Source organism: Sulfitobacter aestuarii (assembly GCF_042685005.1).
In the GTDB taxonomy this organism is placed as follows: Bacteria; Pseudomonadota; Alphaproteobacteria; order Rhodobacterales; family Rhodobacteraceae; genus Sulfitobacter; species Sulfitobacter aestuarii.
Map to the genome: position 1 here is coordinate 106551 of NZ_JBHUMP010000010.1, position 19684 is coordinate 126234.

Here is a 19684-nt window from a genome sequence, read left to right on the forward strand (position 1 = left end):
CGCACACGCGCGCAGCTCAGCAAGTCTCGAGATAGGCAAGCAACCGGCGCTCCGCCGCCAGCAGATCGCGGCTGCCCGTGCCGTCGAGCACAAGCGGCTCGGCACCGGCAAGCTCGATCACCGCGGGATGGATATAGCTGTTGCGCGCGACAGTGGCGGTGTTGTTGAGCCGCTCCGCCGCGGCCTCGGCCATCGCCTTGATGCTTGCTCCGCCCGGCTCCGCACAGGCGAAGGCGGCCAGGGTTCCGGCCCAGGTGCGGAAGGTCTTGGCGCTCACGCCGTCAGCCCCCGCCGCCTGCGCGATATAGAGGTTCAACGCCGTCGAGTTCAGGCTGCGGGCATTGCCCTCCTCATCCACCCAGCTCAGCAATTCGGCCCCCGGCAGGTCATTGATCCGCCCGAGGATCCGCGCCAGCGTCCGGTCGTTCATCTGCCGCCGGACCGGCGTCCCGCCCTTCGCCTTGTAGCGCAGCTTGATCCGGTTTCCTGCCAGCTTCACATGGCGGCGCTGAAGGGTCAGGGCGCCGTAGCTGCCGTTGGCGGCGGTGTAATCGGCATTGCCGACCCGCATCGAGGTCCGGTCGATCAGCGCCACCGCACTGGCCAGGGCAAAGACCCGGTCGCCGACCTCCTCTTCCAGATCCCGGCGCACACGACGGCGGATGCGCGGCAGCAGGTGGCCGAATTCGACCAGCCCGGCGAACTTGGTCTCCGCCTGCGCCGCCGCCCATGCCTCGTGATACCGATATTGCTTGCGCTGGCGCGCATCCCGCCCCGTGGCCTGCAGATGTCCGTTGGGCAGCGGACACATCCACACATCCTCATAGGCGGGCGGCACCGCCAGTGCCTCGAGCCGTTTTCGTTCCGGGCCACGCGCGATGGTCGTGCCATCCGTGGCCACATAGCTGAACCCCCGACCCCTGCGCAGCCGCCGGATCCCCGGCTGGTCGTCGCTGTAATAGACGAGCTCGGATGGGGCCATCCCCGGTCAGGCCCGACGCACTTCGGAGGACAGTTTCAGCACCTGGTCACCATCCTCCTGCACGATCACCAGCGCGGGATTGTCATCGGAACCATTGCGGGTAATCTCGCTGCCCTTGATCTTGCGGGTCAGCTTGCACTTGTGGATCTCCTCGACCCGGCCCTGACCGACCCCTTGGCCCCAGTCCCATTCCACCCTGTCGCCTTCAGAATAATCCGCCATTCCCGGTCTCCCCCGCCTGGCCCTTTGCCTAGGCAACCCGCCCATGCGGTCTCGGGTTCCGCCGCCGCTTCTTCTGACCGAAAATACCTCGGGGGTCCGGGGGCTGGTCCCCGGTCCGGCATCGCCGACAGCACCGCCGCGACAGGATCAGCCCCGCCAGCGCAGGACCCGCCGCTCCACTGCCGCAATCGCCGCGCTGACCAGCACACCGAGCAGCGAAAGGATCACCACCCCGGCAAACAGCCGCTCCAGATCATAGAGGCTTCCGGCCTCGAGAATATAGGCGCCGATACCATATTGCGCGCCGAGCATTTCCGCCGCGACCAGCAGGATGATCGCGATCGCCAACGAGATCCGCAGCCCCGAAAGGATCCCCGGCATCGCGCCGGGCAGCACGATCTTGCGCACGATCGACCACCAGGACAGGCCGAATGACTGGCCCATGCGGATCAATCCGCGCTCGACATTATCCACCGCCGAATAGGTGGCCACGACCGTCGGGGTGAAGGTGCCGAAGGCGATCAGCGCGTATTTGCTGGCCTCGTCGATCCCGAACCAGATCACGAAGAGCGGCAGCAGCGCGATCTTCGGCACCGGGAACAGCGCCGCGACCAGCGGCACCAGCCCGGCCCGCACATAGGAAAATAGCCCGATCAGCACCCCCACAGCGATACCGAGCCCCGCGCCGATGCTCGCCCCAACCGCCAGCCGGGACAGCGAAGGCAGCAGATGCTTGAACAGCAACCCGGATTGATAGAGCTCCTGAAAGGTCAGCAGCACGTCGCTCGGTCTCGGCAGGGTCAGCGACGAGATCACCCCCGCGCGCGTGCCCCATTCGACGGCCAGCACCAGCAGCACGAAGACCAGCGGCCCGACACCGCGCCGATGCTGCGCAACGAAGCCGCCACCACGGAAGGGGATTTGTCGGCTTGCCTCAGACATCGAGCAACTCCGCATCCGCTGCCGCCGCCTCGTCGCGCATCAAGCCCCAGAGATGCCGCTGATGCGCCTCGAGCGCCGCATCGCCATGCGCGCGCGCCGACAGCGACGTGTCGATCTTAACAATCTCGCGGATCTGCCCGGGGCGGCGGGACAGGACCACGATCCGATGTCCCAGCCGCACCGCCTCGGCGAGGTTGTGGGTGACATAGACCGCGGTGAAAGGCTGGCGCGTCCACAGCGCCACGAGATCATCCATCAGCAATTCGCGGGTCTGGCTGTCCAGCGCCGAGAGCGGCTCGTCCATCAGCATCACCGCCGGACGCACTGCCAGCGCCCGGGCGATCGCCACTCGTTGCTTCATCCCGCCGGACAATTGCCTCGGCAGGGCCTCGGCGAAATCCCCGAGCTTGGTGCGGGCCAGCACATCGGCAATGATCGCCTCGCGCTCGGAACGGGCAAGCCGATGATCCTCCAGCGCCAGCGCCACGTTGCCGCGCACGCTGCGCCAGGGCAGCAGCGCGAAATCCTGGAAGATATAGGTCAGCGGATTGAGACAATCCGCAGGCGGCGCGCCGAGCTGCAGAACCTGCCCGGCCGAGGGCCGTTCGAGCCCGCCGAGCATCCGCAGCAAGGTTGATTTACCGCAACCCGAGGGACCGACAATACAAACGATCTGTCCGGAGGGAATATCCAGCGTGATGTCGCGCATCACCTCGGTGGCGCCATAGAAATGGCTGACGTTCTGCAATCTCAAATCCATGCCGGGTGTTTGGGACAAATCCGCCGCCGCTGCAATGGCCCTGCCCGGCCGCGCCCGGCGCCGCGGCCTCGGCGCAACAGCCAGCAGCCAAGACCGTCTGCGCGAGCGCCGCAGGTTCCCTCGCGCCGTCGGCAAGGCTAGGAGAACGGAGGAGACAGAACAGGAGTGAAGTGATGAACAAGGTCGTCCTCGCGGCGCTGGCAGGCATGATGCTGTCCGCCTGCACGAACAGGGATTCCGCCAATTTCGACGCGCCCGGTCGCTACGAGGTCACGGGCGTCGAAGAGGGCGAAATGCTCAAGCTGCGCGCCGGTCCCGGCACCGGCTATGTCGCGCTGCTCGGCCTGCCGAATGGCAGCGTCCTGCAGGTGTACAGCTGTCAGCCGGTCGGCGGCACGCGCTGGTGCGAAGCGCGACTGGAGGGCGCCGGGCAGGCCGTGGGCCATGTCTCGCGTGCCTATCTGCGCAAGCTCTGACGGAGCGCCGCGTCCGGTCCCACGCGCGCCGCAAGCCGGGCCGGATCGGACCGGCCCGCTTCGTTCTCCGCACCCAGGCTGAGTCTCAGACCCCGAGAGTCTTCACATAGGACGTGTCGATCAGCGTCTCCAGCGTGATATCCGCATCCACCAGCCCTTCGGACTGGAACCAGCTCAGCTGATCGGCAATCGAGGCGACATTCATCGCCGCGCCCTCGTTGAGCCGCATTGTGCCGTTGATGATCGACGGCGCCGCCTCGTCGCGCGGTCGGTCGGTATAGACATATTTATGGATCAGATCGACCATCCCGGCCTCGCCCTCATCACCACCGGTCCGTTCGATCATCGCGGCGTTGTAATCGGCCACACCCTTCGAATACCCGGCGAGGAAATTCGTGGTCATGTCCTTTTCGTCGCTGGCATTCTTCGCCGAGGTAAACACCGTGGTCACCTGATAATCCGGCAGATAGGTAGCCACGTCGCCAACGATATGCACCGCGCCGGACCCGGCCAGCGGCTTGGCGATATGCGGCACGATCGACCAGCCGTCGATCTGTCCCGACTTCAGCGCGCCGATGATCGCCCCGACCTTCTGCAGCGGCTTGTAGGTCAGGCTGATGCCCTCGGCCTCGGCCATCTTCGCGCCCATGTAATGGAAGGACGAGCCCGCCTGCGTGATCCCGAAAGACTTGCCGTCGAGCATGCCCGGCGCGGTGATCCCGGCCTGATAGGCGGCGTCGGACACGAGAAACTTCTGGCCGTCGATCCCCACCTCTTCCTGCAACGCGCCGCCGATGACCTTGACCGCGCCCTTCTGGGCCAGCGACACCAGCCCGCCGGAAATCGCGGTGATCGCGTAATCGACATCGCCGCTGGCGATCGCCATCGCCATCGGCTGCGCCGCATCGAAGAACCGCAGCTCGACATCAAGCCCGGCTTCCTCGAAATAACCGCGCTCCAGCGCCACGAAACTGCCCGCGTGGCTGGTAAAGCGCAGCGCACCGACGGTGATCTTGCGTCTCTGGGCCAGAGCGGGGGTGGCCAGACCGGCAGCGCTGACAGCGCTCGCGGCACCCATGCTGGCCAACGCCTGACGACGGTTAAAACGGATCATGCTATACTCCTGCGAAATTTGGCAAATCATGGGCGCGGCGCAGGCGCGAAGTCAAGCAGGGCGCCACCGCAAATCGAATTGCCCATGCAGGATTTTCCACGCCTGATCACCACCCCGAAGGGAGGATTCCACCGATGTTCGACCCCGCAACCACCCTGCAACTGGCCCGCCACATCGCCGCCCCGCGGCACCGAATCTGGGAGGCCTGGTCCGATCCGCATCAGCTTCAGCGCTGGTGGTGCCCGCGGCCCTGGCGCATCGAGATCAAGGACTTCGGCTTCGACCACGGCGGTGCATTTGACTCCGTCATGCATGGACCGGAGGGCGACGAAATGCCCGTGAGGGGCTGTTTCCTGCAGATCGAACCGCAAAGCCTGATCGTTTTCACCAGCCTGATGTCCGAAGGCTTCGCCCCGATCGAGACCGACCTGGCCTTCACTGCGCGGATCAACCTGACCGAGGTCGACGAGGGCACCAGATACGGCGCCACGGTCCTGCACCGCAACGCCGAGGATAACGAGAAACACCGCGCCATGGGATTCCACGAGGGCTGGGGCGCCGCGCTGGACCAGCTGGCCGCACTGGTCGAGTAAGCAATGGCGGCGGCGGTGGCGATTGCCACCGCCGCCGCCAGGTCCTATATCGCCCCCACACCCGCAAAACAAAGGCAAGCGCCATGTCCTTCGACCGTTCCATCAAGATCGCTCCCTCCATCCTCGCCGCCGATTTCGCCAATTTCGGCGCCGAATGCGAAGCCGTCGAGGCGCAGGGCGCCGATTGGGTGCATGTTGATGTGATGGACGGACATTTCGTGCCCAACATCACCTTCGGACCGGCGATGTGTGCCGCGATCCGCCCGCATATCAAAGGTGTGATGGACGTGCATCTGATGATCTCGCCGGTCGATCCCTATATCGACGCTTTCGCCGCTGCCGGAGCCGATGTGATCACCGCGCATGTCGAGGCCGGGCCGCATATCCACCGCACCCTTCAGGCGATCCGCGCCGCCGGGGCCAAGGCCGGTGTGGCGCTCAACCCCGGCACCCCGGCGGAATCGGTGGCGCATCTGCTCGACCTGACGGATCTGATCTGCGTGATGACCGTGAACCCCGGTTTCGGCGGTCAGAAGTTCATCGACATGGGCGACAAGATCCGCACCCTGCGCGCCATGATCGGCGACCGCCCGGTGCATATCGAAATCGACGGCGGCGTCGATCCGAAAACCGCGCCGCTGGTGGCCCAAGCCGGTGCCGATGTGCTGGTCGCGGGCTCTGCCGCGTTCAAGGGCGGCTCGGTCAGCAACCCCGCGCCCTATGGCGAAAACATCCGCGCCATCCGCGCTGCTGCCGAAGGCGTCTGGGCCTGATCTGCGGCGCTATCCGCTTAAACAATTGTTAAAGCGATTGTTTCGCATGCGAAACGTTACCGCAGGACGGAGCGAGCCGCCCTGCCCGCTTCCCTAAAAATCAGTCCAGCTGATCCGCAAACGCCGCCAGCAACCGATGCTTGAGGATCTTGCCGGTCGGCGCCGCAGGCAGGCTGGTGCCGATAAAGATCCGCCCCGGCCGTTTATAGCCCGCCAGCCTCGCGCCGACGAATGCTTTCAGCTCTTCCCCCGAGACCCTGTCACCCTCGGCGACCTGCACGAAGGCCAGCACCTGCTCGTCGCCATCCTTCATCCGTCCGATCACCGCCGACTGGATCACCTGCGGATGCTCGTTCAGCGCCGCTTCCACCTCGGGCGGATAGACGTTGAAGCCGCCGTGAATGATCAGCTCCTTCGAGCGCCCGAGAATATGCAGATGTCCCTGCGCATCAAGCCTGCCGAGATCGCCGGTATGCATCCAGCCCTCGGCGTCGAGCACCTTGGCGGTCTCCTCGGGATTGCGGTAATAGCCCAGCATCACGTGACCGCCGCGGGTCAGCACCTCGCCCGACCCTTCGCCGCCACCCGGGACAGCGTCATCAATCGCGACCTCGACCCCCGGCAACGCCGGGCCGACCGAAATATCGGGCGAGCCGATGGGGTTTCGCGTGGCACAGACACCCGCCGTGGTCTCGGTCATGCCATAGCCGTTCTGCAGCGCGACGCCATAGAACGCCTCGGCCTTGCGCTTCCACGCCGGGTCGAGCGGCGCCGCCCCGGAAGAGACATAGCGCAGCCGCTCGGAGCCAAGCTGCGTCAACCCTTGCTCCTTGGTGTATTGCATCAACAGCGCATGCATCTGGGGCACCGCCGAAAGCAGCGTCACACCGTCCTGCAAGGCGGCAAAGAGCTTGGCACCGGAAAACCGCGCCTCAAGCCGCACCGCCGCCCCGGCATAACAGGCCGCCGTGATCACCGAGGCAAGCCCGAAGACATGGGTGATTGGCAGCACGCCATAGACCAAGTCATCCGGGGTCATTCCGCGCAGCTCGGCCGAAGCCATGCCGCCGAACCGCACATTGTCATGGCTCAGCATCACGCCCTTGGGATCACCGGTGGTGCCGGTGGTATATAGCAGTACCGCCACATCGCGCAGCGTCGGGTCCGGGTTGCTGCGCATCGCCGCAAGATACAGGCTGCCGAAATCGCCCGTGACCTCCACCGCCCCGATCCGGGCCGCATGGTCGCGCGCATCGCTCGACGCGTCACAGGTCATCAGCAGCGCCGCCGGGGTGGCGTGATCAACAATGCGCCGGATCTCCGCATCGGTCTGTCGGGCATTGACCGGGATGATCACCGCGCCGAGCTTCCAGCATCCGAACAGAACGGCAACCGCGCTGGCGCAGTTTTCCGAGAGCATCAGTACCCTGTCCTGAGCCTGTACCCCGGCCTCCCCCAGCATCTGCGCCACCGCTTCGGCGGCGCGGTCGAGCTCGGCAAAGCTCCATGCCGTGCCCAGTGAATCGCTCAGGGCCGGGGCATCGCCCCGTGCCGCGACCTGCGCTGCCAGAAAATCCTCGACCCGTCCGCTCATTGCGCCGCCTCCTGCATCTGCGTTACCCCCTGAAGCCGCGCCAGCGCCTGCGCCGCTTCGGCCTCGATCCGCGCGATGATATCGGCCATCGGCTCGATCCTGTCGGTCAGCCCCAGCGCATGACCGGCCGAGAGCATGCCCCGGCTCACGTCGCCGGTGACATAGGCCTGTCGCCCAATCTTGCCCGAGACCAGCGGCAGCAGTTCCTGAATCGTGACCCCGGGGTTCTCCGCCTCCATCCGCGCGACCTCGGTGGTGGTCTCGTTGGCCAAGGTGCGGATCGTGTTGCGCACCGAACCCATGGTCAGCGCGGTGTCGCGTTCAGTGGCATGCACCAGCGCCTGTTTGTATTCGCGATGCGCGGTCAGCTCTTCGCTGACCAGCAGCCTTGTGCCCATCACCACACCAGACGCCCCCATCGACAGCGCCGCGACCAGCTGGCTGCCATGTCCGACGCCACCGCCGATCAGGAAGGGAATCTCAAGATCGCGCCCGGCCATCGCCGCGTTGACGAAAGAGCCGATCATGTCCATGCCCGGATGCCCGCCGCATTCGGCCCCGACGATCGACACCATGTCGACCCCGACCGCCTGAGCCTTGAGCGCGTAGCGTACCGCCGGGACCTTGTGCAGCACCGTCAGGCCAAGGTCTTTCAGCAGCGCGATATAGGGCTCGGGGTTGCGCCCCGAGGTCTCGACCACGCCGACGCCCTCGTCGGCGATCAGGCGAAAGATGTCCTCGGTCTGATCGCCCGGCACCAGCTTGGGCAGCATGGAGACATTGACCCCGAAGGGCAGATCGTTGCACAGCGCCCGCGTCTTGCGGATCTCGGCGCGCAGATCGTCATGGCTGGCAAAGCTCGCGGCGGTGATGAAACCCATGATCCCCGATTGCGCCGCCGCGGCGACATAGGGCGCATCCGACAGCCATTGCAGCCCGCCCGCGACGATCGGCAACCGCGTGCCGAAGCGGCGGGTGATTTCGGTGTTCCAGCTCATTGGCGATACTCCGGCTTGCGTTTCTCCAGAAAGGCGGCGATCCCCTCGGCGGCCTCGTCGCCACCTGCGGCGCGCGCCATAGCGTCGCGCTCGGCGTCCAGCTGGTCGGCCTCGCTATTTTCATAGGCGGCAGCGATCAGCGCGCGGATCGCGCCCTGCGCAGCGCGCGGCCCGGCGGCCAACGTGTCGGCAAGCGCATGGGCCTGCTCCAGCGCCTTGCCCTCCTGGCTCAGGATATTGACCGCCCCCAGCTCGGCAAAGCGCCCGGCAGAGACCGGGCGGCCCATCAGGCACATTTCCATTGCGAAGGGGCGCGGTAGCATCCGCGCCAGCGACGCGGTCAGCCCCGCATCGGGCACCAGCCCGGCCTTGACGTAGGCGGCGGTAAACTTGGCCTCCTTGGAGGCCACCAGCAGATCGCAGGCCAGCGCCAGCGACAGCCCGGCTCCGGCGGCACCGCCCTCGATTGCCGCGATCAGCGGCACCGGGCAGGCCCGCATGGCGCGCACGAGGTCATGCAGCAGATCGACCTTGTCGCGCCGCTCTGCCTCGCTGAGCTTGCGCCGCTCGATCAGCACGTTCAGATCTCCGCCCGCGCAGAAGAACCCGCCCTCGGAGGTCAGGATCACCGCCCGGATGCGCGGCTCGGCTGCCTGCTGCATCGCCTCGCTGATCGCCGTGTAAAGCTCCGGCGTCAGGGCTCCGCGCTTGGCCGCGTTGCCGTTCCAGATCACCAGCCGGTCGCCCCTGTCCTCGATCCGCGCGTTCATGTCAGCTTCTCCTGCGGCACCCGTTTGAACACGCCGGTCGCGGTGGCGATCAGCGTGCCGTCCTCATGCTCAAGCACCCCGGTGATATAAAGCAGGCTTCGTCCGCCCCCGGTGATCGTACCGGTCGCCGTCACCCTGCCGGGGCGTCCCGGACCGACGAATTGCGTAGTCAGCGAGATGGTCAGGAACGGCGCCCGCCCGCTGGCATCCACACTCAGCGATCCGGTGGTGCCGAGCGCTGAATCCAGCACCGTGGTCGCGATGCCGCCATGCAGTACGCCATGCCGGTTCAGGTGCTGTTCGGTCACCTGCAGATGGCAGCGCCCATGGGCTCGATCCGAGACATCCACGACGTAACCGATCAACCGTTGGGTGCCGGTCTCGTCGTGGATGAGCTGATCCGTATCAGGCGCTGGCGAGGGCAATGAACCGCTCCAGATGATGATCGGTATCGCCGAAACGATGGTCGGCCATGACGATGCGCTTGGCGATATGGGCAAGTTCGTATTCCTGAGTCATGGCAATGCCGCCATGCATCTGGATCGAGTCTTCGGCCACCAGACGCCCGACGCGCCCGATCAGGTTTTTCGCGGCCGACACGTGACGCTCGCGGCCGACGCGGTCCCCCTCCAGATGCCCGGCGGCGTTGATCACGGCAGAACGCGCCTGTTCCATCTCGATCAGCAGATCGGACATGCGATGCGCCAGCGCCTGAAAGCTGCCGATTGCGCGGCCAAACTGCTTGCGGGTGCCGAGATATTCGCGGGTCAGCTCACAGGCCGTGTGCATCGCGCCAAGCGTTTCGGCACACAGCGCGACATTGGCCGCAGCCATACGCGCCTCGATCACGGGATAGGCCTTGCCCGCGGCACCAAGCCGCGCCGACGCAGGCAGGCTCACCTCATCAAGCGTCACCTCACCGGCACGCCCCCCGGCCAGCAGCGCATAGCCCTCGATGCTCAGCCCCTTGGCATCGGCAGGCACCAAAAACAGCGAGATCCCGTCCTCGTCCCCGACATCGCCGCTTTCGCGGGCCGAGACCACCAGCATGTCGGCGGCTTCGGCATTGACCACTACCGCCTTGCGACCATTGAGCACGATCCGGTCGCCCTCTGCCTTGGCGGTGGTCTGCACGCGGTTCAGATCATAGCGGCTTGAGGGCTCGCCATGGGCGAAGGCCAGTTGCAGCGCCCCGCCGATGACCGCTTCGACATGCTCCTGCTGCGCCCCATCACCCAGATCGGCAATCAGCCCGCCAGCGAGCACGGCCGTGTCCATGAACGGTTCCACCACACCCGCGCGGCCCAGTTCCTCGAACACCACGGCAAGGTCAAACCCCTTGCCGCCGAAGCCCCCCTGCTCTTCGGTGAACAGCGCGCCGATCACCCCGAGTTCGGCCAGCGCGCTCCAGATATCGGCGGAGAAACCTGTCTCGCTTTCCAAAATCCTGTTGCGCGTCGCGGTATCGTATTTGTCTCGCAGGAAACGGCGCAGACTGTCTTGCAGCATCTGCCGCTCTTCGGTCAGGTCAAAGTTCATTTGGCACCTCCCAGCGTGGTCTTCGCGATGATCTCGCGCTGGATTTCATTGGAGCCGCCGAAGATCGACAGCTTGCGGTTGTTGAAATATTGCGCCGCCACCGGCCCGGCGGCGAGCGGATCAGGCAGCGCCGCGTTGGAGCCCTCGACGGCCTCCGAGGCGAACGGCATCGCATAGACCCCGGCAGCGCGGCGTGCGAGATCGTTGATCTCCTGACGAATGATCGTGCCCTTGACCTTGAGCATCGAGCTTTCCACCCCCGGCGCCTGTCCGGCAGCGGCCTTGGAAATGATCCGCAGGTTGGTCGTGGACATCGCCATTAGATCGATCTCGACCTTGGCGATACGTGCTGCGAAATGCGGGTTCTCGATCAGCGGCCTGCCCCCGGCCATCTCGGATTTCGCGATTCGCTTGACCGCAGTCAGCCCGGCCTGGGAAAACCCGACACCGGCGATGTTGGTGCGCTCATGGGTCAGCAGGTACTTGGCATAGGTCCAGCCCTTGTTCTCTTCGCCGACGAGGTTTTCAACCGGCACTTTGACATCGGTGAACCAGACCTCGTTGACCTCGGCCCCGCCATCGAGCAGCACGATCGGGCGCACTTCGATGCCCGGCGTCGCCATGTCGATCAGCAGGAACGAAATGCCCTCCTGTTTCTTGGCGTCCTTGTCGGTGCGCACCAGACAGAAGATCATGTTGGCGTGTTGACCGAGCGTGGTCCAGGTCTTCTGACCGTTGACGATATAATGATCGCCCTCTTTCACCGCCGTGGTCTTCAGCGAGGCAAGATCCGACCCGGCACCGGGTTCGGAATAGCCCTGGCACCACCAATCCTCGCCCGACAGGATGCGCGGCAACCAGTAGTCGTTCTGCTCCTTGGAACCGAATTTCTGCAGCACCGGCGCCAGCATCGACAAACCAAAGGGCACGATGCGCGGCGCATAGGCGGCGGCAGCCTCTTCCTCGAAGATATGACGCTGCACTGCGTTCCAGGCGGCACCGCCGAATTCCTTCGGCCAGTTCGGCGCCAGCCAGCCCTGCGCGTTCAGGATCGCATGCCAGCGCTCATGGCCTTCCTTGCCGAGCTCCTGACCCTTGCGCACCTTGTCGGAGAGATCCTTGGGCAGTTTCTCGTCCAGAAACGCCCGTACTTCGTCGCGAAAGGCGCGTTCTTCGTCTGAATAGCTCAGGTCCATGGTCGGTCCTTTCAGTAGATTTCAAACAGGCCCGCGGCACCCATGCCGCCGCCGATGCACATGGTCACGACGCCGAGCTTAGCTCCGCGCCGTTTGCCTTCGCGCAGGATATGCCCGGTCATCCGTGCGCCGGTCATGCCGAACGGGTGGCCGATGGCGATCGAGCCGCCGTTGACGTTGCAGATCTCCGGGTCGATCCCCAGCGTGTCGCGGCAATAGAGCGCCTGACTGGCAAAGGCCTCGTTCAGCTCCCAAAGGTCGATATCAGAAACCTTGAGCCCGTGCCGTTCCAGCAGCCGCGGCACCGCAAAGACCGGGCCGATGCCCATCTCGTCAGGTTCGCACCCGGCCACGGCAAAGCCCTTGAAAGCGCCCATGGCCTCCAGCCCGGCCTTTTCGGCGGCCTGACTGTCCATCAGCACCAGCGCCGCGGCGCCGTCGGAAAGCTGGCTGGCATTGCCGGCGGTGACAAAGCCGCCCTCGCGCACCGGTTTCAGCCCCTGCAAACCTTCCAGCGTGGTGCCGGGGCGGTTGCATTCGTCCTTGTTGACGGTGACCTCGTGCTGCGAGACTTCCTTGGTTTCCTTATTCATCACGCCCATCACGGTCTGCATCGCGACGATCTCGTCATCGAACTTGCCCGCCTCCTGCGCGGCGGCGATCAGCTGTTGGCTGCGCAGACCGTATTCATCCTGCGCCTCACGGCTGATGCCATAGCGCTCGGCCACGATATCGGCGGTCTCGATCATCGCCATGTAGACGGCGGGGTTGTGTTCAAGCAGCCATGCCTCGGGGACGCGCCTGGTTTCAGGCTGCACCATAGAGATGCTCTCGACCCCGCCCGCGACCATCGGCCCGGCGCCTTCCTGAGTAATGGCATTGGCGGCCATCGCCACGGTCTGCAGCCCCGAGGAGCAGAACCGGTTGACCGTCACCCCGGCCGCCGACACCGGCAGCCCGGCGCGCAGCGAGATCTGGCGGGCGATGTTCTGCCCGGTCGCGCCCTCGGGATAGCCGCAGCCGAACATCACATCCTCGATCTGGCCCGGATCGATCCCCGCGCGTTGCACCACATGTTCGACCACATGGCCGCCCATGGTCGCGCCATGGGTCATGTTGAAGGAGCCGCGAAACGACTTGGCCAACCCGGTCCGGGCGGCAGAGACGATGACGGCTTGGCGTGCGTTCTGGGTCATTATGCGGCTTCCTTGTTGAGATCATCGAAATTGCGGCCCTCGGCCACCAGTGTTTTGAGCAGCGGCGCGGGTTGCCAGAACCATGCATCTTCCGTGGCGTAGCTCTCGATATCTCTGAGCACGCTCTCAAGCCCCTGCAGATCGGCCCATTTCATCGGACCGCCCCAATAGCGCGGGAAGCCGTAGCCAAAGAGCAGCACCATATCGATGTCGAGCGGACGCCGCGCGATGCCCTCACCGAGCAGCTTGGCCGCCTCGTTGACCATGGCGCACATGTAGCGGCGCACGATCTCACGATCGGTGAAGTCACGCGGGGTGATGCCGCGTTCTTTCTGCTCGGCCTCGATCAGCCGGGTGATCTCGGGGTTCGGCACGCCGCCGCGCTTGCCCTTTTCGTAGATGTAATAGCCCTGACCGGTCTTCTGGCCGAAATGCCCCTGCTCGCAGAGCCGGTCGATATAGGTCGGCACCCGCTCGTCGGGGTGGCGGTCGGCAGCCTTGCGCTTGCGGGTGGCCCAGCCGATATCGAGCCCGGCCAGATCGGCGACCGCGAAGGGGCCCATGGCAAAGCCGAAATCGGTCAGCGCCTTGTCGATCTGATAGGGGGAGGCGCCATCGAGAACCATGTGATCCGCCGCCGTGCGGTAAGTCGCCAGAATGCGGTTGCCGATGAAGCCGTCACAGACCCCGGCGCGCACGCTGACCTTGCCGAGCATCTTGCCGAGCGCGAAGCCGGTGGCCACCACCTCGGGCGCGGTTGCATCAGCGACGACGATCTCCAGCAGTTTCATCACATGGGCGGGCGAAAAGAAATGCAGCCCGATCACATCACCGGGGCGCGAGGTGCTGGCGGCGATCTCGTTAACGTCGAGATAGGAGGTGTTGGACGCCAGCACGCAGCCCGGCTTGCAGACCGCGTCGAGCTGGGCAAAGACCTGCTTCTTCACGTCCATGTCCTCGAACACCGCCTCGATCACCAGATCGACATCCGACAGGCTGGCGTATTCGGTCGAGACCTTGAGCGCCTCGGTGGTCAGCGCCTCGTATTTGTCCTGCGAAATCTTGCCGCGCTTCACCGCGCCCTGCAGATTGCCCGCGATACGTTCATGCGCGGCCTTGGCGGCTTCGTCCTTCATCTCGATCAGCACGACCTTGAGCCCCGACAGCAGCGCCGCTGTGGCGATGCCCGCGCCCATGGTGCCGCCACCGATCACCCCGATTTCGTGCAGATCACGCGGCGTGACGCCCTTGAGCTCGGGCAGGTTGCTCACCGCGCGTTCGGAGAAAAACGCGTGGATCATGCCCTGACGCTGATCGGTCTCCATCAGGTCGACGAACATCTGCCGTTCGGTCTTCATCCCGACCTTGAAGGGTTCCTCGGCGCTGGCCTGCACCGCGCGCACCGCCTGTGCCGGAGAGATCTGCCCCCGCCCCTTGCGGAACGCCGCTTCATAGGCCGCGTCCCAGTCGATCGGGGCAGTCCCCGGCATTTCGCTGATCGGGCGGCGGGTGGCGCCGCTGTCGAGCAGTTCCTGCGCATAGGCAAGCCCGACCGTCTGCGGGTCGCCTTCCTCGATGCGGTCGATGATGCCGAGCTCCAGGGCTTCGGGCGCCATCACGTGACGGCCCGAGGTAATCACCTCGATCGCGGCTTCGGCACCGGTGAGACGCGGCAGGCGCTGGGTGCCGCCGGCGCCCGGGATAAGCCCGAGATGCACTTCGGGCAGGCCGACGCGGGCATTGGGCTGGGCGATCCGGTAATGCGCGCCAAGCGCCACTTCGAGCCCGCCGCCGAGCGAGACACCATGCATCGACGCGACCACCAACAGCGGGCTGGCCTCGATCCGGTTACACAGGTCCGGCAGATAGGGCTCCTGCGGGGGCTTGCCGAATTCGGTAATATCGGCTCCGGCGATGAAGGCACGCCCTTCGCCGACGATCAGCACCGCGCGAACGCCCTCTTCGGCCTCGGCGCGGGACATGCCGTCCTGCAGCCCGGCGCGGACCGCCTGACTCAACGCGTTGACCGGCGGGTTCTGGATCCGCAGCACGGCGATGTCACCGTGACGTTCATAGGCTATCTTGTCGCTCATCGGGTTTTCTCCTTCGAAAATCTCAGCCGCGTCGGGTCAGGGCCGGGGCATGGCCGGTGCGCTGTTCAAGCGTGCGAACCGTGTCGCGCAGCGCCGGGCCGACCTCGGTCAGGGCGCGGGTATCGGTCAGGTCCTTTGGCAGAGCGCCGCAGGTGAATGCAACCGGCTCGCCGAACTCACCGGCGAAATAGGGCACGCTGACCGCGTTGACACTGCGGGCATAACGGGTCGGGGGCGGGGCGATGGTGAAACCCTGCCCGATCATCTGATCATAGCCGTCGCGGCGGAACTGCGCCAGTTCGGGGTCCGGGTCCAGCGAGGCGAAACGCGCCTCGCCCATGGTCGCCAGCACCGCCTGTCCCGAGGAGGACCCGAACATCGGGATCCGGTGTCCCGGCTCGAGCCAGATCGTCGCAACGCCCCGCGGCCGCCAGGTCTTGGCCAGCAGCATCCGGTCACCATCGCGCACCGCGATCAGCGCCAGCGTGCCGGTGGCATCGGCGAGCTTCTGCATCGCATCCGAGGCCAGATCGACGAAGCTGATCGACAGCGAGGCGACCGAGCCGAGCGCCACCGCGGCGGGGCCGAGGCGGAATCTTTCGTTGCGCCCGCCATGCGACAGATAGCCCAATTCGCAAAGCGTATAGGTCAGCCGGGTCAGCGTCGGCTTCGGCAGACCGGTGCGCGCCGCCAGCTCCGAATGGGTGAGCCCGTCATCGCTGGCCCGGAAGGCGCGCAGCACCGAGAGGCCGCGGGCCAGCGTATTGGCGAACTTGCGATCTGTCTGCTGCTCACTCATCGCGCGGCCATCGGGATCAGCAGCGAGATCATCGGGAAGGAGATGATCAGGATCAGCACGATCACATCGACCGAGAGGAACCGGGTAATCCCCGCGAAAATCTTGTCGATCGGCGCCTCGCGCCCGACGACATTGGCGATCACGAAGACGTTGAGCCCCACCGGCGGGGTGATCAGCCCGATTTCGAGCAGTTTGATCACCACGACGCCGAACCAGATCAGGTTGAGATCATAGCTTTCGATCAGCGGGATCATCAGCGGCAGGGTCAGCACCATGATGCCGATCGGATCGAGGAACATGCCGAGCAGCAGGTAGATCGCCGCGATGCAGATCATCAGCACGACAAGCGAGAGCTGCGCATCCGAAACCCAGCCGACGATGTCGGAGGCCACGCCGGTCAGCGCGACGAAGGCGACGAAGATCTTGGCGGCGGCGGCGATCAGGAAAATCGCCGACGTCTGCACACAGGTTTCCTTGACCGCTTCCCAGAGACCGGCAAGCGTCAGCTTGCGCTGTGCAAAACCGATCAGCGTGGCGGCGACGACGCAGACCGCGGCAGCCTCGGTCGCGGTGAAGATACCGCCGTAGATACCGCCGATGATCAGCACGAAGAGCAGGATCGCGGGCCAGCTGTCGAAAGCCGCGCGCCAGCGCTCCGAACCGCTGTAGCGCTGTTCGGTCGAGGGCGCGATTTCGGGGCTGCGCCAGACCCAGACGCCGATCACCAGGATGAACCCCGCCAGCGTCAGCAGCCCCGGCAGCACCCCGGCGAGGAACAGCGAGGAGATCGAGGTCTCGGTGAAGATACCATAGATGATGAACAGCACCGAAGGCGGGATCAGCGAGCCGAGCGTGCCACCCGCCGCCACAGACGCCGTCGCCAGACGCGGGTCATAGCCCATGCGCAGCATCTCCGGCGTGCAGATCTTGCCCATGGTCGAGGCGCAGGCGATCGAGGAACCGGTGATCGCCGAGAAGCCGCCGCAGCCCATGACGCTCGCCATCGCCACCCCGCCCGGCAGGCGGGTCAGCCAGACCTTGGCGGCGTGGTAGATCTTGGTGGTGATGTCGGCGCGGTAGGCGATATGGCCGAGGGCCACGAACAGCGGGATCATCGACAGGTCATAGGAATGGATCAGGTCGAAGGAATTGGAGAACACCATCGAGCTGGTGGCGCGGATCGCGCGTTCGGGTGAAAACGTGCCGCTGCGAAAGGCGAAGATGATGAAGGTGGCAATGGTCGCGACTGCCCCGAGGGTGAAGGCGATCGGCACCCGCATCGCCAGCAGGAAGAGCACCGCGGCGAAGGCGATGAGACCGATGGTGGCCGGATCCATTAACGCTTTCCTTCTTCGGTCAGCAGATCGCCGACATGTTCCTGGGCATCGGAAACCACGCCGCCCGCGCGGATTGTGTTGATGTCGCGCCAGGCTAGCTCGGCGAGCCGCAGGAAGGTCGCGAGGATGCCGATCAGGAACAGCAGCCGTCCCGGCCATTTCGGCAGGGTGAGATCGCCGTAAAAGAAGCTGCCGCTTTCGATCACGCCGAAAAGCTCGCGCCAGCCGGCCCAGATCAGCGGCGCCAGCGCGATCATCCCGATCACCGACCCGGCCACGATCAGCCAAGAGCGCAGCCGCGCCGGGAACATGTCAGAGACGAAGGCCACGCTCACATGAGCGCGCGCGGCCGTCGCGGCGGCAAGGGGAAGCAGGATCGCGGCGACCATGAGCTCGCGCACCATGGTCACGCTGTCGGGCACCTGGCTGGCAAACACGGCACGGGCCAGAACGTTGGCGGTGATCATCACCCCCAGCATAATGACCGCGACCGCGCCTAGGGCGAGCAGGATCTTTTCCAGTGGTACCAGCATTTTGCTCCCCCTCCCAAGGTCAGCTATCAGTTGCTTTTGGCGTCCCAGGGGTAGCCGTCAGCGGCGCGCTTCTCAGTGTATTTGGTGATCAGCGCCTGATAATCCTCCAGCAGCTTCTCGCCGGGCAGGCCGGAGCCTTCGGCGGTCTGCACCCATTCATCGAGGAACTTCTTGCCACCCTCGACCAGTGTCGCGCGCTCGGCTTCGGGCAGTTCGATCACTTCGACGCCCTGTTCCTTCATCGACGCGATGGCCTTGTCGTTGGCGTCATTGATCATCTTGCCGAACTCGTCAGCCATGTCCGATCCGACCTCCCCGACCAGCTCCTGCTGTTCCGGCGTGAGACTGTCGAAAGCGTCCTTGTTCATGAAGATGCCCAGGCCCCCGACCTGACCCCAGTTGAGGATCGTATAGCTGTCCATCACCTCGGCCTGCTTGAGCGCCGCGACCGCGTAGCTGTAGCCCTGCGAGCAATCGATCAGCCCGGTGTCGAGCCCCTGATAGGCGTCATAGATCGACATGTTGACCATGTTGGCACCCTGCTCGCCAAACACCTTGCCATAGGCGCCGACGCCGCGGACCTTCTTGCCGGAAATGTCGGCGACCGAATTGATCGCGCCGCCCTTGCAGCCGATGTTGACCTGGCTGGTGGTCCATGTGCCGATATAGACCAGGTTCTTGTCGGCCAGATCGGCCGCGATCTCGGGGCTGTTGCGCATCAGCTCATCGGTGGCGCGCATCCCGACCCAGGCGTCCGGGTTGTTGACCGGCAGATCGGCGATGCCGTAGCCGGCCATTTCCTGCGGGTAATAGACCGCGATGACCGACCCCATGTCAGCGACGCCATCGGCGATCGATTGCACGGCGGCATTGGCTTTGAACAGCGCGCCGCCCCACTGGATATCGACCTTCAGATCCCCCTCGGACCGCTCGGCCAGTTCATCGGCGAACCATTGCAGCGCATCGGCGCGGGCGCCGCGGTTCGGGCCGGCCTCTCCGTGGATCAGGGTCGTCTCGGCCTGGGCGAACGAGGCGCTCGCGGCCAGAACAGCCGTTACGGATAGCGATTTCAGAAAAGTCATGCAGATCCCCTCCCTGGGATTGTTTTACATAGCAAAACATGGTTTCATTTTCTTGGAGACAGGCTAGGCGCGAGATCGATTCCACGCAAGCAGAACTTCGCGGAAAGCGACGCCCTGCGCCGCTTCCTTGCGTTTACCATTTCAGAACAGGGAGTTGACCGCCGCTTAGCGTCGGTAGATGAAGCACCGCCCCGGCACCGCACCCTCCGGCAGCGCGATTTCGGCCAGCGACTCGAAATACATCCGGTCGCTCGACACCATCACCCCGCCCCGCGCCAGCAGCGGCTCAACCAGCGGCGAAATGGCCCGTGCGAAAGCATCGTTTTTCTGCAGGTTCGGCCCGCCGAGGTCGGCATGGATGAGCACCGCGCTGTCGCCGAACCGCTCACCTGCTGCGGGCAAAGTGTCATGCACATCACCCAGGATCAGGTGGTCCTCGGGCGGGGTGCTGTCGGGCTGCGCGGTCGGGTTGCGCTCGAAGACATGGATCTCCCGGTCCGGCAGGGTCGCGCGCAGGTGGTGATAGGTGCGGCCATTGCCGAGCCCCAGTTCGAACACCGGCCCTTCAAGCGCCGCGATCAAATGCGCCGCGTGATCGAGACAGGCGCGCTGCGACACCATCCGGTCGATGAATATGTCCAGTCGGCTCTTTTCCTGGCGCACCGGTGGCTCCTTTATTGCAATG

Annotated in this window: 21 protein-coding genes; 3 read left to right on the forward strand and 18 right to left on the reverse strand. The window is 65.2% G+C overall.

Features of this window, described 5'->3' with window-relative positions; genetic code table 11:
* Positions 1-16 precede the first annotated feature (16 nt).
* From ACFSUD_RS12570 to ACFSUD_RS12585, 4 genes are all read right to left on the reverse strand, one after another.
* Positions 17-982, reverse strand: a complete 966-nt coding sequence (locus tag ACFSUD_RS12570) for a DNA topoisomerase IB (RefSeq protein ID WP_386374943.1) — start codon at positions 980-982, stop codon at positions 17-19.
* Positions 983-988: 6 nt separating this feature from the next.
* Complete coding sequence (locus tag ACFSUD_RS12575) at positions 989-1204, reverse strand: hypervirulence associated TUDOR domain-containing protein (protein ID WP_386374945.1); 216 nt, start codon at positions 1202-1204, stop codon at positions 989-991.
* A 147-nt stretch (positions 1205-1351) separates the two neighbouring features.
* Entirely contained in the window at positions 1352-2146 is a 795-nt protein-coding gene (locus tag ACFSUD_RS12580; RefSeq protein WP_386374947.1) for an ABC transporter permease, read from the reverse strand.
* Complete coding sequence (locus tag ACFSUD_RS12585) at positions 2139-2906, reverse strand: ABC transporter ATP-binding protein (protein ID WP_386374949.1); 768 nt, start codon at positions 2904-2906, stop codon at positions 2139-2141. Before ACFSUD_RS12585 ends, ACFSUD_RS12580 begins: the two co-directional genes overlap by 8 nt.
* A 173-nt stretch (positions 2907-3079) precedes the next feature.
* Here ACFSUD_RS12585 and ACFSUD_RS12590 point away from each other — a divergent pair, with 173 nt between their 5' ends.
* Positions 3080-3382, forward strand: a complete 303-nt coding sequence (locus ACFSUD_RS12590; RefSeq protein WP_386374951.1) for an SH3 domain-containing protein — start codon at positions 3080-3082, stop codon at positions 3380-3382.
* 85 nt (positions 3383-3467) lie between these two features.
* Here the strand turns inward: ACFSUD_RS12590 and ACFSUD_RS12595 are convergent, their stop codons facing one another.
* Entirely contained in the window at positions 3468-4496 is a 1029-nt protein-coding gene (locus ACFSUD_RS12595) for an ABC transporter substrate-binding protein (protein ID WP_386374953.1), read from the reverse strand.
* Between the two features lie 134 nt (positions 4497-4630).
* Here ACFSUD_RS12595 and ACFSUD_RS12600 point away from each other — a divergent pair, with 134 nt between their 5' ends.
* Both ACFSUD_RS12600 and rpe read left to right on the forward strand, forming a co-directional pair.
* A complete protein-coding gene (locus ACFSUD_RS12600) occupies positions 4631-5089 on the forward strand; it encodes an SRPBCC domain-containing protein (RefSeq protein ID WP_386374954.1) in 459 nt (152 codons plus the stop codon).
* Between the two features lie 83 nt (positions 5090-5172).
* Positions 5173-5862: a ribulose-phosphate 3-epimerase gene (gene rpe, locus ACFSUD_RS12605; RefSeq protein ID WP_386374956.1), complete on the forward strand. Its 690-nt coding sequence runs from the start codon at positions 5173-5175 to the stop codon at positions 5860-5862.
* 100 nt (positions 5863-5962) lie between these two features.
* Here rpe and ACFSUD_RS12610 read toward each other — a convergent pair whose 3' ends face one another.
* From ACFSUD_RS12610 to ACFSUD_RS12670, 13 genes are all read right to left on the reverse strand, one after another.
* On the reverse strand, positions 5963-7456 hold the full coding sequence (locus ACFSUD_RS12610) for a class I adenylate-forming enzyme family protein (RefSeq protein WP_386374958.1): 1494 nt from the start codon (positions 7454-7456) through the stop codon (positions 5963-5965).
* A complete protein-coding gene (locus ACFSUD_RS12615) occupies positions 7453-8454 on the reverse strand; it encodes an NAD(P)H-dependent flavin oxidoreductase (protein WP_386374959.1) in 1002 nt (333 codons plus the stop codon). The genes ACFSUD_RS12610 and ACFSUD_RS12615 overlap by 4 nt, the downstream gene beginning before the upstream one ends.
* Positions 8451-9224 (reverse strand): oxepin-CoA hydrolase, alternative type, encoded by a 774-nt coding sequence (locus tag ACFSUD_RS12620; protein WP_386374960.1) that lies wholly within the window; start codon positions 9222-9224, stop codon positions 8451-8453. Before ACFSUD_RS12620 ends, ACFSUD_RS12615 begins: the two co-directional genes overlap by 4 nt.
* Positions 9221-9649, reverse strand: coding sequence for a PaaI family thioesterase (locus tag ACFSUD_RS12625; RefSeq protein WP_386374961.1), 429 nt, complete (start codon positions 9647-9649; stop codon positions 9221-9223). Before ACFSUD_RS12625 ends, ACFSUD_RS12620 begins: the two co-directional genes overlap by 4 nt.
* Positions 9630-10763 (reverse strand): acyl-CoA dehydrogenase family protein, encoded by a 1134-nt coding sequence (locus ACFSUD_RS12630; RefSeq protein ID WP_386374962.1) that lies wholly within the window; start codon positions 10761-10763, stop codon positions 9630-9632. Before ACFSUD_RS12630 ends, ACFSUD_RS12625 begins: the two co-directional genes overlap by 20 nt.
* Positions 10760-11959: an acyl-CoA dehydrogenase family protein gene (locus tag ACFSUD_RS12635; protein WP_386374963.1), complete on the reverse strand. Its 1200-nt coding sequence runs from the start codon at positions 11957-11959 to the stop codon at positions 10760-10762. The genes ACFSUD_RS12630 and ACFSUD_RS12635 overlap by 4 nt, the downstream gene beginning before the upstream one ends.
* Positions 11960-11970: 11 nt before the next feature.
* Positions 11971-13155 carry an acetyl-CoA C-acyltransferase gene (locus ACFSUD_RS12640; protein WP_386374964.1) on the reverse strand — a complete coding sequence of 395 codons (1185 nt, stop codon included), beginning with the start codon at positions 13153-13155 and terminating at the stop codon, positions 11971-11973.
* The gene (locus ACFSUD_RS12645; RefSeq protein WP_386374965.1) at positions 13155-15248 is read right to left on the reverse strand and encodes an FAD-dependent oxidoreductase; all 2094 of its coding nucleotides are present in this window, start codon (positions 15246-15248) and stop codon (positions 13155-13157) included. The genes ACFSUD_RS12640 and ACFSUD_RS12645 overlap by 1 nt, the downstream gene beginning before the upstream one ends.
* Before the next feature lie 22 nt (positions 15249-15270).
* Positions 15271-16047 (reverse strand): IclR family transcriptional regulator, encoded by a 777-nt coding sequence (locus ACFSUD_RS12650; protein ID WP_386374966.1) that lies wholly within the window; start codon positions 16045-16047, stop codon positions 15271-15273.
* Complete coding sequence (locus tag ACFSUD_RS12655) at positions 16044-17384, reverse strand: TRAP transporter large permease (protein WP_386374967.1); 1341 nt, start codon at positions 17382-17384, stop codon at positions 16044-16046. Before ACFSUD_RS12655 ends, ACFSUD_RS12650 begins: the two co-directional genes overlap by 4 nt.
* Positions 17384-17917: a TRAP transporter small permease gene (locus ACFSUD_RS12660; RefSeq protein WP_386374968.1), complete on the reverse strand. Its 534-nt coding sequence runs from the start codon at positions 17915-17917 to the stop codon at positions 17384-17386. The genes ACFSUD_RS12655 and ACFSUD_RS12660 overlap by 1 nt, the downstream gene beginning before the upstream one ends.
* Before the next feature lie 26 nt (positions 17918-17943).
* The gene (locus ACFSUD_RS12665) at positions 17944-18999 is read right to left on the reverse strand and encodes a C4-dicarboxylate TRAP transporter substrate-binding protein (RefSeq protein WP_386374969.1); all 1056 of its coding nucleotides are present in this window, start codon (positions 18997-18999) and stop codon (positions 17944-17946) included.
* Positions 19000-19164: 165 nt separating this feature from the next.
* The gene (locus tag ACFSUD_RS12670) at positions 19165-19662 is read right to left on the reverse strand and encodes a class I SAM-dependent methyltransferase (RefSeq protein WP_386374970.1); all 498 of its coding nucleotides are present in this window, start codon (positions 19660-19662) and stop codon (positions 19165-19167) included.
* Positions 19663-19684: the final 22 nt, after the last annotated feature.